16 protein-coding genes are annotated in these 14100 nt (G+C 62.3%); 7 read left to right on the top strand and 9 right to left on the bottom strand.

All coding sequences use genetic code 11. The annotated features are described in order from the left end of the window. Positions 1-26: 26 nt before the first annotated feature. Positions 27-341, bottom strand: a complete 315-nt coding sequence (groES, locus tag J2J99_RS06550) for a co-chaperone GroES (RefSeq protein WP_064681958.1) — start codon at positions 339-341, stop codon at positions 27-29. Positions 342-621: 280 nt separating this feature from the next. Here groES and J2J99_RS06545 point away from each other — a divergent pair, with 280 nt between their 5' ends. Then, positions 622-894: an usg protein gene (locus J2J99_RS06545; protein ID WP_168294277.1), complete on the top strand. Its 273-nt coding sequence runs from the start codon at positions 622-624 to the stop codon at positions 892-894. A 63-nt stretch (positions 895-957) separates the two neighbouring features. Here the strand turns inward: J2J99_RS06545 and J2J99_RS06540 are convergent, their stop codons facing one another. From J2J99_RS06540 to J2J99_RS06525, 4 genes are all read right to left on the bottom strand, one after another. After that, positions 958-1659, bottom strand: coding sequence for a pentapeptide repeat-containing protein (locus tag J2J99_RS06540; protein WP_168294278.1), 702 nt, complete (start codon positions 1657-1659; stop codon positions 958-960). Positions 1660-1804: 145 nt separating this feature from the next. Then, positions 1805-2320, bottom strand: a complete 516-nt coding sequence (locus tag J2J99_RS06535) for a GNAT family N-acetyltransferase (RefSeq protein WP_168294279.1) — start codon at positions 2318-2320, stop codon at positions 1805-1807. 102 nt (positions 2321-2422) lie between these two features. Continuing rightward, positions 2423-3091: a PAQR family membrane homeostasis protein TrhA gene (gene trhA, locus J2J99_RS06530; protein ID WP_168294280.1), complete on the bottom strand. Its 669-nt coding sequence runs from the start codon at positions 3089-3091 to the stop codon at positions 2423-2425. A 156-nt stretch (positions 3092-3247) separates the two neighbouring features. After that, entirely contained in the window at positions 3248-3667 is a 420-nt protein-coding gene (locus tag J2J99_RS06525) for a universal stress protein (protein WP_168294281.1), read from the bottom strand. Between the two features lie 229 nt (positions 3668-3896). Between J2J99_RS06525 and J2J99_RS06520 the strand changes: the two genes are divergently transcribed. Beyond that, entirely contained in the window at positions 3897-4757 is an 861-nt protein-coding gene (locus J2J99_RS06520) for a VOC family protein (protein ID WP_168294282.1), read from the top strand. Between the two features lie 6 nt (positions 4758-4763). On the opposite strand, the gene J2J99_RS06515 is transcribed toward J2J99_RS06520, so the two are convergent. Continuing rightward, the gene (locus tag J2J99_RS06515) at positions 4764-5147 is read right to left on the bottom strand and encodes a hypothetical protein (protein ID WP_168294283.1); all 384 of its coding nucleotides are present in this window, start codon (positions 5145-5147) and stop codon (positions 4764-4766) included. Between the two features lie 210 nt (positions 5148-5357). Between J2J99_RS06515 and J2J99_RS06510 the strand changes: the two genes are divergently transcribed. Both J2J99_RS06510 and J2J99_RS06505 read left to right on the top strand, forming a co-directional pair. Further along, on the top strand, positions 5358-6527 hold the full coding sequence (locus J2J99_RS06510) for an AI-2E family transporter (RefSeq protein ID WP_168294284.1): 1170 nt from the start codon (positions 5358-5360) through the stop codon (positions 6525-6527). A gap of 19 nt (positions 6528-6546) precedes the next feature. After that, positions 6547-7833, top strand: coding sequence for an NAD(P)/FAD-dependent oxidoreductase (locus J2J99_RS06505; RefSeq protein ID WP_168294285.1), 1287 nt, complete (start codon positions 6547-6549; stop codon positions 7831-7833). 51 nt (positions 7834-7884) lie between these two features. On the opposite strand, the gene J2J99_RS06500 is transcribed toward J2J99_RS06505, so the two are convergent. Then, a complete protein-coding gene (locus J2J99_RS06500) occupies positions 7885-8673 on the bottom strand; it encodes a polysaccharide deacetylase family protein (RefSeq protein WP_168294286.1) in 789 nt (262 codons plus the stop codon). A gap of 91 nt (positions 8674-8764) precedes the next feature. Next, positions 8765-9154 carry a DUF930 domain-containing protein gene (locus J2J99_RS06495; protein WP_168294287.1) on the bottom strand — a complete coding sequence of 130 codons (390 nt, stop codon included), beginning with the start codon at positions 9152-9154 and terminating at the stop codon, positions 8765-8767. Between the two features lie 242 nt (positions 9155-9396). Here J2J99_RS06495 and J2J99_RS06490 point away from each other — a divergent pair, with 242 nt between their 5' ends. Continuing rightward, on the top strand, positions 9397-11505 hold the full coding sequence (locus tag J2J99_RS06490; RefSeq protein WP_168294288.1) for a S9 family peptidase: 2109 nt from the start codon (positions 9397-9399) through the stop codon (positions 11503-11505). 43 nt (positions 11506-11548) lie between these two features. Then, positions 11549-12070 (top strand): DUF1697 domain-containing protein, encoded by a 522-nt coding sequence (locus J2J99_RS06485; RefSeq protein WP_168294289.1) that lies wholly within the window; start codon positions 11549-11551, stop codon positions 12068-12070. On the opposite strand, the gene J2J99_RS06480 is transcribed toward J2J99_RS06485, so the two are convergent. After that, entirely contained in the window at positions 12067-12744 is a 678-nt protein-coding gene (locus tag J2J99_RS06480) for a TetR/AcrR family transcriptional regulator (RefSeq protein WP_168294290.1), read from the bottom strand. The two genes, J2J99_RS06485 and J2J99_RS06480, sit on opposite strands and share 4 nt — an antisense overlap. Before the next feature lie 222 nt (positions 12745-12966). Here J2J99_RS06480 and J2J99_RS06475 point away from each other — a divergent pair, with 222 nt between their 5' ends. After that, entirely contained in the window at positions 12967-13914 is a 948-nt protein-coding gene (locus J2J99_RS06475; RefSeq protein WP_168294291.1) for a homocysteine S-methyltransferase family protein, read from the top strand. The last annotated feature ends 186 nt before the right edge of the window (positions 13915-14100 follow it).

The following is a 14100-nucleotide window of genomic DNA, read 5'->3' as shown; positions in this document are numbered from 1 at the left end:
TTTTCGACTAATGCGCGGAAATCGCCTCAGGCAGCGATCTTTTCGGCGGCCCGGGCCTCGATGATGCCCATGACATCGCTTTCCTTCATGATCAGCAGGTCTTCGCCGTTGATCTTGATCTCCGTGCCCGACCACTTGCCGAACAGGATGCGATCGCCGACCTTGACGTCGAGCGCCTGGATTTGGCCGGCATCATTGCGCGCGCCGGGGCCGACGGCGATGACCTCGCCTTCCTGCGGCTTTTCCTTGGCGGTGTCGGGGATGATGATGCCGCCCTTGGTCTTTTCCTCGGAATCGACGCGGCGGACGAGAATGCGATCATGAAGCGGTCGGAACGACATGTTTTCCTCCAATGGACAAACAATAACGATGTTATTCCCCTGGCCGGACCGGATGACCAGTCCGGGCGGGTGCAAAACCTCGATCGAGCGTTCTGCGCGCAATGATCTGGTTTTGCGGCTTTTCCATTTCAAGAGGGCGCCATAAAAAAATTAGCACTCGCGCGAAGTGGCTGCTAACATCCTGTAAAGGAACAATAAACACGGTGGACGCGTTCAGAAATCCGTTGATGGCCGCAAAATTTTGCGCCACTTTTCGAGCGTCACGAAACGGAGATGAAGTATGCGATTTTCCTCAGATCTGGAACGTCAACTGAACGGCTATGGGCTGACCACTGCACATATCCTCTATCGCATTCCTGATTTTGAATCCGTGCTGCAAACCTATGTCTGGCAGGATTACGATCTTGCCCCGGACTTTCCGGAGATGCACAAGTTTCTCGAGTTCTGGCAGTCCTCCCTCGACGGGCCGTTGCATTCTGTTCGCTACACCCACCAGCGGCTGATCGGGCCGAACGAGTGGCGCCGCGTCATGGGCGAGTTCAAACTCCACTAAGTTGAACCGAACCATCCCAGAGAGACGCGCGTGTTGCCATATGCGTACAGTGTCGCCTGGTAATCACTCGTGATCAGCCGGACAAGGCCATGTCGTCGGCGCCGAGAGGCCGGCGGGCAGTTTGGTCGAGGCGTCACCGCAGGCGAGGTCGATCTGTGCCTGTTCGAGCCCGGCGGCAGCCGAGAGGTCGAGGCCTTCGATGCGAGTCAGGAACATGAAGGCGCGCTCGAAGATTAACGGGCCTTCGAAGGTGGCGTGGGAAAGGTCGGCGCGGGAGAGATTGGCGTAGGAGAATTTTACCCCCGTCAGTACCGCCTTGTCGAAGTCGGCGCGGCCGAGTTCGGCCTTTTCGAAGCTCGCGCCGGAGAGCCGGGCGCCGCCGAAATTGGCGCGCTGCAGCTCGGCGCCGGCAAAGGATGCGCCTTCGGCGGCAATATTGGCGAAGCTGGCGCGATAGGCCTCGACCTTGGCGAAATTGGCCCCTTCGGCATGTGCACCCTCGAGCGAGGCGCGCACCAAAGTCGCCTTCTCGAGATTGGCGGATTTGAAATTTCCGCCGCTGAGATCGGTCAGCGAAAAATCTGTGCTGAAGAGATTGGCGCCTTCAAGATCACTGCCCTGCAGCATCAGGTTCTTCTTTGAACATTCCTGCCAGTCGAGCTTTGGTGAAGGCGTGCTGCCGCAATCGGCAGCGCGGGTGGATATCGGGGCAGAGGCGAGAAGAAGGAAGGCAAGGAGGCCGAGCGGCGATCTATGCATTGCCATTGAACTGTTGATCTCCATGACGCTTTTCACGCCGGCTGTCGCGAAGCAGGCGCCCCCATTTCTACACAGCTCAGAATACAATAAAAAGATGGCGAACGCGCCGGCAATCATTTGCGGGCTCACTCCGGCGGCGCCAAGCCGGCGGTCAATCCGCCTTTGAGGGCAGACGAAGCTCCATGCAGGTCAGATCCAGCCAGCGGCCGAACTTGGTGCCGACTTCGGAAAATCTGCCGGCGATGCGGAAGCCGAGTTTCTCGTGCAGCCGGATCGAGGCGGTGTTCTCGGCCTCGATGCCGGCGATCATCACGTGGATATCGGCGGCAGCGGCACGGGCGATCAGCGCCCGCATCAGAGCCTCGCCGATGCCGGCCCCGCGGTAATCCTTGTCGACATAGACGGAATGCTCAACCGTGTGGCGATAGCCGTCGAAGGCGCGCCAGTCGCCATAGGAGGCGTAGCCTGCGACCTTGCCCGACATTTCGGCGACGACGACGGGAAAGCCGCGGCCTTTGCGCGCCTTCATCCATTCCCGCCGGTTTTCGAGATCGGCCAGCGTCTCGTTCCAAATCGCCGTCGTATGCTCGACGGCGTGATTGTAGATATCGCGGATGGCGGGAAGATCGACTTCGATGGCGTCGCGAATAAGAACGGCGTCTGTCATGGCTGGTCCGGTCCGATTGGCTGCGAAGGGTGACATACGCCCCGGCCTAAAAGATGTAAACTGCGGGTGCGGCAGAGAGACGGTCGCTCGGACAGCTGCCCCTCAGAAACCCGATGCCGACAGGCTGAAACAGGTAAAGACCGCCGAATAATGCACGGCGGCGGCGATGACGACGAAGCCGTGCCAGATGGCGTTCTGGAAGCGCAGCTTCTCCCAGACATGGAAGATGACGCCGAGCGAATAGAGGACGCCGCCGATGATGATCAGCAGCATCGAGGCGGAGGGGATGCGCGCGGCGACAGGCCCGGCCACCAGCACGCCGCTCCAGCCCATGGCGAGATAAAGCAGGATGGCGAGACGGTCGTAGCGGCCGGGAAAGACGCATTTCAGGACAATGCCGACGGCGGCAAACACCCAGATCGCCACCAGCATGTAGAAGAGCAGCGGATCGTCAGCGCCGCGTTCGAGGAAGGGCGTATAGGTGGCGGCGATCAGGATGAAGATCGCCGAATGATCGAAGCGGCGCAGGAACCATTTGGTGCGCGAGACCGGCCAGACGTTGTAGGAAAAGGAGATGGCAAGCGTCAGCACCAGTCCGACGCCATAGATCCAGGCGGCGGCGAGCGCGCCGTAGGAGCTCCAGACCGTGGCATAGAAAATCAGCACGGTGGCGCCGACCAGCGCCAGCACCAGGCCGACGCCATGGACGATGCCATCGGCGATCAGCTCATATCTGTCGTAAGCCCAGCGAATGCCGTTGAACTCAGCCATGCGCGCCAATCCGTTTCGTGCCCGACGGCGATGGTCGCATTGAACGGATGGCGGCGCAACAGCGGCACAGCGAGCCTGAGGTAAATCTTCGTGACAAGTCACGCGGCGCCTGCTGCGCTTTGAGGGTGGCGAGCGGAGAAAATGGAAGACGCGTACTCAGATCTTGTGGCGCTCGACCAGCACCGAGCACTTGGCATGGCGCACCACGCGGTCGGCCGTGGCGCCAATGAAGTAGTTGGAAAAATCCGGGACATGCGAGGCGAGGATGATGAGGTCGGCGCGATGGCTTTCAGCGGCCGCAATGATGGCCTTGGCCGGCGGGCCGTTGCGGATTTCCACCGTTGCCGCGACTCCGGTCGCGGCGACCAGCGCCTGCAGCCTGTCGCGGCTGTCCTTCATGGCGTCCTCGAGCATATTGGCCGGCAGTTCGATCGCGACATAGGTCGGAACGTCCTCGACGACGTTGAGCGCGACGATCTCGCCGCCCGCGTCGAGCAGCGACGCGGCCTTGCGGAGGATGTCTTCTCCCCTGTCGAGGCCGCCGAGCGCGATCGCCACGATGATCTTTTTGTACATGGCTTCCCTCCCTGACTGAGATGCATAAGTTTCTTCTGAAGAAGATATGGACGCATTGATGGCGATCAAGTCAGCGGGCAAGTCGGCGCCCGTCATCGTCAACGGCCGTTCAACGCTTCATCTCCAAAAACGAGTCTTCTGTGAACAATGGCGATGGGCCATATAAGGAGCAAGCACGGCAGCCGCCACGACCGGTGCGCCTTCAATCTCAGAGGCAGGAGAGTTACCCATGACGACCGATACATCCTATGCGCTGACGCGGCCTGCCTATATCGACCAATCGCATCTCGTCGTCAGCGATCTAGCTCTCGTGTCCGGCTTCTACCAGTCGATGCTCGGCCTCAAGATTATCGAAAAGACCGCAAGCGGCGAAATTCTCGGGGTCGGCGATCTGCCGCTGCTGACGCTGACGACCGCGCGCAACGCGGCCATCGCGCCGCGCAACGCCGCCGGGCTCTTCCACACCGCCTTCCTGATGCCCGACCGCACCGAACTGGCGCGCTGGCTGCGCCATGCGGCGCATCACAATGTCGCGCTCGACGGCGCCTCCGACCATCTCGTCAGCGAGGCAATCTACCTTTCCGACCCCGAAGGCAACGGCATCGAAATCTATGCCGACCGGCCACACGAGCAATGGAAGTTCCATCAGGATGGGATGATCGAGATGGCGACACTGCGCCTCGACCTGCAGGCGCTCTATGACAGCGCGCCGGATGAGCGCTGGAACGGCATGGCCGCGGGGACGGCAATCGGCCACCTGCACCTGCAGGTCGGCGACATCCCGCAGGCCGACGCCTTCTACCGCGACGTGCTCGGCCTCAAGCTGATGGCCCGCTATCCCGGCGCGAGCTTCTTTGCCACCGGCGGCTATCATCACCACCTCGCCGCCAACATCTGGAACAGCCGGGGCGCGGCCCCGCGCGCCGACAATATGACCGGGCTGTCTGACTACACGATCCGTTTCAACGACAAGGCGACGCTGGATGCGGCGGTCTCCAAGCTCGACGCACTGGAGATCAACAGCGAGAAGCGCAACGGCGGCGTCTTCCTGAGGGACCCCTGGGGCATCGGCCTGACGCTGTCGGCCTGAACCACATTATTGAACCTTTTCGGTTCCGGATGGCGTGGTTACCCCGGTCGGTCCGCCGCCATTTCCGCTCGGTGTCGGCGCACGGTCCGTCTCCTCGGGCGGCCGTGACGGGCCAGAGGCCGGGTCATTGTTGAAGGCGCCAGGACCGGACGGCTGCGCATTGATCGGATCCGGCTTCGTCGAGGCGGTGGCCGTCGGATCGTTATTGCCGGGATCGGGCCAGATCGCAACGCTCACGCCGGCAATGATGAGCACCGCCGCACCCGCCACGAGGACGGCCCAAGCCCACCACCGCCTGTTGTCGGCGGCTTTGAGGCTCGCCTCGTCCGCGTAAGGGGGATTGGTCGAATAGGTCTCGGTGACCTTCGTCTGATCGGGATCTGCAGTCATGAGCTATCTCCTTCCGGGGTCGAACGCCGGCGACTGCGAGGTTGTTCCGGATCAAATCGACGCGGTCGTCGATGAAGGCGCAGCCCCCTGCCGATCACCCCTGCGGCGCGCCGAGGGGCCGTCTTTCGACGTCGCATAATGCCGAGCGGAACCGGAACTGCATCAGCGCGTTTTTGTCACGAAGCAATGGGGCTTCGGGGACCTCACCGCATGGGCATCGCCAACGGCATCCGCAAACAGGCAAAGAAGATCGCCATCGGCGAACGCCGCACCAGCACCTGGGCGCAGACATTGCAAGAGGCGGCGGAGGAGTTGCCACCGCCAGCGCCGGTACGCCGACTGGAAAAGGACGGGCTCGATATCAGCATGGCCTGGGCAATCATCGGCATCTTCGCCATCCTCGGGCTGGCGGCCGTTTATATGATGTCGCTGATCCTCATCCCCATCACGCTTGCAGTGGTCGTCGGCATGATCCTCGGGATCGCCGCCGAAAATCTCAGTAAAATGGGGGTCCCGCGGCTCGCCAACGCCTTCCTGCTGTCAAGCGGGGTCGCTCTTGTCATCGCGCTGCTGGCCAACTCGCTTGCGGGTCCGCTGGCGACCCTTGCCAATGAAGCGCCGGCTTTCGTCGAGCGGACGATCACCCGCATCATGCCTTATCTGGAGCGCATCGAATGGCTGCACATCACGCCGGCGACATTCGAAAGCGGGCCGATGTCGATTGGCGCGCTGCTCGAAAACACCGGCAACGTCCTTCATGTGGTCACAACAAACCTGACGCCGGCGCTGGTGCAGGGGCTGATCTTCTTCGCCGCGCTGCTGCTCTTCCTCGCCAGCCGGGTCAATCTGCGCAAGACGATCATCATGACTTTCCGCACCCGCTCGCAGCGGCTGGCAGCGATCCGCGTCATCAACGGCGTCGAACAGGTGCTCGGCTTCTATTTCGCCACCGCCTCGCTGATCTATGTCGGGCTTGGCCTCATCATGACCGTCATCGCCTATGCCGGCGGACTGTCGGCGCCGGTGCTGTGGGGCTTCTTTGCCTTCCTGTCGAGCTTCATTCCCTATCTCGGCATCACGCTGATGACGCTGTCCGTCGCCATCGCCGGTATCATCACGCATGACGGTTTCGTCGTCGGCCTGATGCCGGCGGCCGCCTTCTTCACGGTGCATCTCGTCATGGAAAATATCATCTTCCCGGCAGTGATGGGGCGTCGGTTGGAAATCAACCCTTTCATCGTCTTCCTGGCCATCCTGTTTTGGACCTGGATGTGGGGCGCGGTCGGGGCGATGCTGGCGCTGCCGCTATCGCTGATCGTAATGACCGTTATCGAGGAGTTGCTGATCGAAGAAAGGCCGCAGCCACAATTGCCGAAGTGATCACGCGAGGGAGACATCCGTGGCATCCGATCTCGATCTCGACGAATCCGATCATGAGCAAAGTAGCCGTTCGCTTTGGGGACGAAGCGGCATTCGGCCCGAATGGCGACCGATCGGTGAGAGCCTTTCCACCGATGTCGCGGTGATCGGCGGCGGCATCACCGGCGCGCTGGTCGCGGAGCACCTTGCGGCGCGCGGCTTCTCCGTTGCCATTGTCGACCGGGAGGACCCGGATTTCGGCAGTACCGCCGCCAGCACCGCGATGCTGCAATGGGAGATCGATAGCAAGCTCAGCGATCTGGAGACCTGGTACGGCTTCGAGCGCGCCGCCGGCATCTATCGCCGCAGCGCCGCCGCCGTCGCAGGTCTTGCCAAGCTGATTGCCGCAAACGCAATCGCCTGCGACTTCCGGCCGCGCAACACGCTCTATCTCGCCGCCAACCAGGAAGGCGCCCGCGACCTGCTGGAGGAGCGCCAGCTGCGCCGGCGGGCGGGCCTGCCCGGCGTCTATTTCGAACATCCCGACCTCTTCACCCAATTCGAGCTCGACCGGGACGGGGCGATCTATTCGCCGGGTTCGGCGGAGGCCGATCCGTTGCTGTTGACCTGGGCGCTAATCGCGATGGCAGTGCGGCGCGGCGCGCGGCTGGTCAGGGCTTCGGTAACCGCGCTGCATAGCGAAGGCGACCACGTCACGGTCGAGACAAACGGCGCCCATGTCATTGAATCGCGGCATGTGGTGCTGGCGACCGGCTATACGGTGCCGGGACTCGATATGCCGAAGCTGCATCGTACAAGCTCGAGCTGGGCGGTCGCCACCGCGCCGCAGGATCCCGCGACCTTTTGGCGCGAGAGGGTTTTGATCTGGGAGGACAGCCGTCCCTATCTCTACATGCGCACGACCGCCGACAACCGCATCGTCGCTGGCGGCGAGGATGATGGCACGACGGATCCGGCGACGCGCGATCGCCAGCTGCCGGCCAAGACCCGGGCAATCCAGGAAAAAATGAAGCGGCTATGGCCGAGAGCCGATACCCGCATCACCCATGCCTGGGGCGGAACCTTCGGCGAAACGGCCGACGGCCTGCCGCTGATCGGGCAGGTGCCCGGCATGCCGCATGTGATGGCCGCCTATGGCTACGGCGGCAACGGCTTTACCTTTTCCTATCTCGCCGCCCAGATGATCGGCGCGATGATTGCCGGCATGCATCGTGACTGGTTCGAGGATTTCGCGCTCGACCGGGATGGACCGGGGCTGCGACGGTTTGGGGAGGATCGGCTGGGGATCGGGGAGGAACTGAGGTAGAGGCCTTGCTTTGGCTGTTGTGCCGTGGTGACAGCCCCCTCAATAGCAGAACTACTCCGTCGTCTTATCGTCGCCCATATCTTGCACATCCTGCAGCCGGACGAACTCCGTGCCCTTCGCCTTGAGATCGACCAGCGCCTTCGCCACCCCCTCGCCCGCCGCATGGGTCGGCTGGTTGATGTGGGAGATGACGACATCGCCGTCCTTGGCCGAGGCGATGCGCTTTTCGGTGATTGCCGCGCCGAGCAGCGAGCCGCCGTCGCCATTCACCGAATAGCCGGCGATGCGATAGCCGAGGGCGCGGATTTCGCCGATGGCGGAAAGGTCATATTTGGCGGTCGAGCCACGGAACCAGTGCGGAGCGGGAATGCCGGCTGCGAGCATCGCGGCAGCGCCGCCTTCGACTTCCTGTCGGACGGCCTGCGCCGAACCGGCCGAGGCGATGCCATAGACCAGCGTCGGCCTATCGACAGCCGGAATGTGGTTCTCGCCGTGATTTTCAAGTTCGAACAGATCGGGGTTCTGCAGGAAGACGGCGAGCGCGGCGGGATTGCGCTTCAGCCAGCGGGCGGTGACGAAGATCGTCGCGGGAATGCGCTCGCGCACCAGCATCGACAGAATGCGCTCATCCGCCTGGCCCATGCAGGCATCGAAGGTGAGCGCAATGCGGGCATGGCCTGATATGTTGGAGCGGGCAATATGCAGATGCGGCTCGACGAGCGTTACCGCCGGTCTTTTCATGACCGGAGCGGCGGCGGCCGGCAGCGGCGGCGTTTCGGCCGCGCATAACGTGGAGAGGCCGGCCAGAAGAAACGCCGAAGCAAGCAAGATGCGGTTCATGGATGGACTTCTACGATTCGATCGGTGGAGTTTAGCGGTTGCATTCGTCCACCGCCATGTGGCCGGTCAGCGCAGCCAACGGGACAGGCGATCAATCGTAAAGGTAATATTTGTCCCACTTCTCGCGCGGCACCTTGCCGCCGATCTGGTAATCGAGCTCGCGTACATTGATATGCTTCGGACCGGTGATGCAGGTGTAGGAGAGATGGTACCAGTCGCCCTTGCTGCGGAAGACCGCGCCCGGCGCCTGCAGCGAATTGTCGCCGGCGATCGGGTCCTTGAAGGTGTAGGCGATCACCTTGTCGGGCTTGAAGCCGGTGCTGTCCTGGTTGATGCGGCTCATCGCCTCGGTGTCGCAGCTCTGCTCCAGACGGGTCGAGGGATCGAGTTTTTCGAGCTGCTTCTTGATGGCGGGATCGACGGCAAAGGCAGGGGCAGCAAGGCCGAGGAGGGATGCAAACAGAAGCAGGTGTTTCGGCATTGAAGAAAATCCCTCGCTGTTGTCCAGTCTTCACCTTGCCACAGGCAGCTTGCCGGGGGCTTGGCACGTGCAAACTTCGATCTGCGATAGCGGACATTGTTAAATATTGTGGTGACATCAAGGCAGGCCGAACCGAGCCCGCCGCCTCGCCTGTGGAAGGCCAACTGCCCGCTTGGCGCTTGATCCGGCGGCAGCGCGCCTCTATCTCTTGCCAACCCGAAATTCCCACCGGAGCCAATTCCTTGTCCGTTTTCAAGAATCTGCCGACACCGCCCGCCGCACCGAAGAAGCCCGTCTCCGATACGCTCCACGGCATTACCCGCGCGGACGATTATGCCTGGCTGCGCGCCGACAACTGGCAGGCGATGTTCAAGGACCCGTCGATCCTCGATCCCGACATCCGCCGGCATCTCGAAGCCGAAAACGCCTATATGAACGCGGCGATGGAAGACACCAAGCCGCTGCAGAAGGTGCTGTTTTCCGAAATGCGCGGCCGCATCAAGGAAGACGACAGCTCGGTGCCGGTGAAGGACGGCGCCTATGCCTACGGCACGTCCTATGTGACCGGCGGCGAGCAGCCGCGCTATTTCCGCATCCCCCGCGACGGTGACGTCGCCGACGAGACGATCCGCACGGTGCTGCTCGACGGCGACAAGGAGGCATCGGGCAAAGCCTATTTTCGCCTCGCCGGCCTCGACCATACGACCGATCACAGTCACGGCATCTGGGGCTATGACGACAAGGGCTCGGAGTTCTTCACGCTGAAGGTCCGCGACCTCTCGAGCGGCCAGGATCTCGACGACGTGATCGAGAATACCGGCGGCGGCGGTGTGTGGGCGCCCGACGGCAAGAGCTTCTTCTATTCGGCGCTCGACGAGAACCACCGTCCCTCGAAGGTGTTCCACCATATTGTCGGCCGGCCGCAGTCGGAAGACCGACTGGTCTACGAGGAAGCCGACGCCGGCTTCTTCATGGGCGTCGGCGGCTCGCTGCTTGATGATTTCATCTATATCGACATCCACGATCACGAGACCAGCGAATACCGGCTGCTGTCGACCAAGGATCTCATGGCCGAGCCGAAGCTGGTGGCCGCGCGCGAGGAAGGCATCGAATATTCGATGACGGAGGGCGGCGACGTCTTTTACATCCTTACGAATGACGGCGGCGCCAAGGATTTCAAGATCATGGAAGCGCCGGTTGATAAGCCCGGCAAGGAAAACTGGCGTGAAGTGGTGCCCCACAAGCCGGGCACGCTGATCATCAGCCACATGGCCTATGCCCGCCATCTCTTGTGGCTGGAGCGCAAGGACGGGCTGCCGCAGATCATGATCCGCGACCGCAGGACGGGTGAGGAACATGCGATCGCCTTTGCCGAGGAGGCCTATTCGTTGGGGCTTTCGGGCGCGGCCGAATACGACACGGATGTCATCCGCTTCTCCTATTCCTCGATGACGACACCGTCGCAGCTCTACGACTACAACATGGTGACGCGCGAACGCACGCTCTTGAAGACACAGGAAGTGCCGTCGGGCCACAATCCCGACGACTATGTCACCCGCCGCGTCTTCGCTCCGGCCTGGGACGGCGAGAAAGTGCCGGTCACCCTGCTCTACCGCAAGGACACGCCGCTCGACGGCACCGCCCCCTGCCTGCTCTACGGCTACGGCGCCTACGGCATCACCATTCCGGCCAGCTTCAACACCAATTGCCTGTCGCTCGCCGACCGCGGCTTCGTTTATGCCATCGCCCATATCCGCGGCGGCAAGGACAAGGGCTTTGCCTGGTACGAAGACGGCAAGATGGACAAGAAGACGAATAGCTTCAAGGACTTCATCGCCGCGGCCGATTATCTGAATCAACAGAAGTTCACCTCTTACGCGAAGATCATCGCCGAGGGCGGCTCGGCCGGCGGCATGCTGATGGGCGCCGTCGCCAACATGGCGCCGGAGAAATTTGCCGGCATCATCGCCGCCGTCCCCTTCGTCGACGTGCTTAACACCATGCTCGACGACACCCTGCCGCTGACGCCGCCGGAATGGCCGGAATGGGGCAACCCGATCGACAGTAAGGAAGAATACCAGCAGATCGCCGCCTATTCGCCCTATGACAATGTCGGCGCCAAAGCCTATCCGCCGATCCTGGCGCTCGGCGGCCTGACTGACCCGCGCGTCACCTATTGGGAGCCGGCCAAATGGGTGGCGAAGCTGCGCGACAAGACCACCGGCGCGGCGCCGATCCTGCTCAAGACCAACATGGACGCCGGCCATGGCGGCGCCTCGGGGCGTTTCCAGCGGCTGGAGGAGATTGCGTTTGAGTATGCGTTTGCGATCAAGGTGGCGGGGAAGATGTGAAAACTTTAGGGCCGGCGCGGTACAACGGCCAAGGGAGAAAAAAATGCCCGTCTACGTCGCCCTCCTCCGCGCCGTGAACGTCGGCGGCACCGGTTCGCTGCCCATGGCCGAGCTGAAGGTGATCTGCGAAGGCCTCGGCTTTACCGATGTGACGACCTACATCCAGAGCGGCAACGTGCTTTTCCGCTCGGATGAATCCGCAAAAGCGGTCGAGGCGAAGCTCGACGAAGCCCTCGGGCAAAAGACGGGCAAGCGGCCGGGCGTGATGGTGCGTAGCCGGAAGGAACTTAGCGACATCATCGCCAACGCTCCCTTCCCCCATGCCAAGCCGAACTTCCTGCTTGTCTACTTCCTGCCCGAAAAGACGCCCGGCGATGCGCTGGACAAGATGGTGGCGCCCGACGGCGAGGAGGTGAAGCTTGCCGGGCGGGAAATCTATGTGCATTATCCCAACGGCCCCGGCCGGTCGAAGCTGAAGCTGCCGGCGCTGAAGCCCGGAACGTCCCGCAACCTCAACACCGTGCGCAAGCTCGCCGAAATGGCGGCCGACATGGAGGCCGGCTAAGGCTGGCCGCCGCCGGCGGCGCCAAAGGCCTGAGCAGGCCTCACGACGGCAAGGGGCTGCTCGACAGCCGGCTGGAAGAGCAGGCGTACGAAGGTCCGCAGCATCAGCACCTGCTCGGCCAGCGTGTTCGGCTCCTTCAGTGTCTTCGACAGCACGATGCCGCCTTCGAGGACGGAGGAAACCATGTCGGCGAGCTGATCGACATCGACGGGCTCGCGCGGCGGATAGACATCCATGATCTCCCTCAACATACGGCCGAAGCGGCGACGCCAGGCAAGCACCGCATTTCGGTTCGTTTCCTGTATCTCCCGGTCGAACAGCCGCTCATAATAGCAGACGGTCGCCACGAGGCAGCCGGGATGGCCGTTGGGAAGGTCAGCGAGAAGTTCGGATAGCAGCTTCAGGCCGAGCAGGAAGGATTGCAGCGGATCGTCCATGAGATCGCGCGCACGGCTGAATATCTCGTCATAGATGCGCTCGTCGTTTTCGATGTAACGGTTGAGCAGCGCCTTGGCGAGTTCGTTCTTGTCCTTGAAGTGATAGAAGAAGCCGCTCTTGGTAATGCCGGTTTCGGCGATCAGCTCCTCGATGGAGGTGCCGCCGAAGCCCTTCTGCAATACCGCCGCTTCGGCCACATCGAGAATGCGGGTTCGCGTTTCCTCGCCCTTTCGCATCTCCCCCTCCTGTACCCGCGGTACAGTTTCGAGCGCCGAAGGTTCGCATCCGCTTCGGTTCCGGGCAGCATCGGCTGATGCCAAGTGCTTGATTTGAATCGTCTAAAATCGAAATTTTCGCCAGTATACCTCAAGTCGCCTAGTTTGGCAGCCGATTAAGCGGCAGAACTTTACTCATCGACGGCCGCCATTTCAGGCGCCACGACGGGAGAGACCACAACAATGGCAAAGTACAGACATAGTTTACCGCAACTCAAAGGCGGCACCTTCCTGACCGATGGCGGCATGGAGACGACGATGATCTTCCAGGAAGGGATCGCGCTTCCGCATTTCGCCGCCTTCGTATTGCTGGCTTCCGAAGATGGCCGGAACCGCACGCGGAACTACTATCGCCGCTACCTCGACATCGCACGGCGGCACGGTACCGGCTTCGTGCTCGACACCGCCACGTGGCGGGCCAATCCCGATTGGGGGCGAAAGCTCGGTTACGCCAGCGAAGCGCTGAAGGCGGCGAACGAAGAAGCCGTCGAACTGCTGGCCGGCTTGCGCAGCACCTATGAGCAGCCAGGGCAGCCGATCGTCATCAGCGGCGCCATCGGCCCGCGCGGCGACGGCTACAAGGCGGGCATGATGAGCGCCAACGAAGCGGAGGATTACCACGCCTTCCAGATCGAAGCCTTTGCGGGCACGGAGGCGGATATGGTGAGCGCCTTCACGTTGACGAATATCGACGAGGCGATCGGCGTGGCGCGTGCGGCAAAGTCGTTCGCCATGCCCTGCGCCATCTCCTTCACGCTGGAGACGGACGGCAGGCTGGTGACGGGCCGCAGCATTCAGGACGCCATCGAGACGACCGACATGGCGACCGGCGGAGCGCCGGTCTACTACATGATCAATTGCGCGCATCCGATGCACTTCGAAGGAGCTCTCGATCATGGCAGCGCATGGGTAAAGCGCATTTCCGGAATCCGCGCCAATGCTTCGACCATGAGCCACGAGCAGCTTGATAACAGCGAGACACTCGATGCCGGCGATCCCGAAGATCTCGGGCGGCGATACCGCAAGCTTCTCGATCGCCTGCCCGAGCTGCGCGTGCTCGGCGGCTGCTGCGGCACGGATCATCGCCATGTCGCGGCCATCTGCGAGGCATGCCTGCCGCAGGCGGCGTGAGCCCAAGAGGGAGGACAGCACGATGACGATGGTGAGAGCGGAGTCGCGCCGGCGAGACTGGCGCGGGCTGTGGCTTAGAATCACGGGGCGGCGCGGGCGCGCCGAGTCCGAGGCGATGGTGGAGGTAGCGTTGCGGGATATCGATCTCGCAGCCTTCGGCGGGCCGAGCGCCTACGGGCTCGAGGC

Source organism: Rhizobium binae, assembly GCF_017357225.1.
GTDB lineage: Bacteria > Pseudomonadota > Alphaproteobacteria > Rhizobiales > Rhizobiaceae > Rhizobium > Rhizobium binae.
The sequence above is the reverse complement of the archived record's forward strand: the minus strand, read 5'-3'. Positions and strand labels throughout refer to the sequence as shown.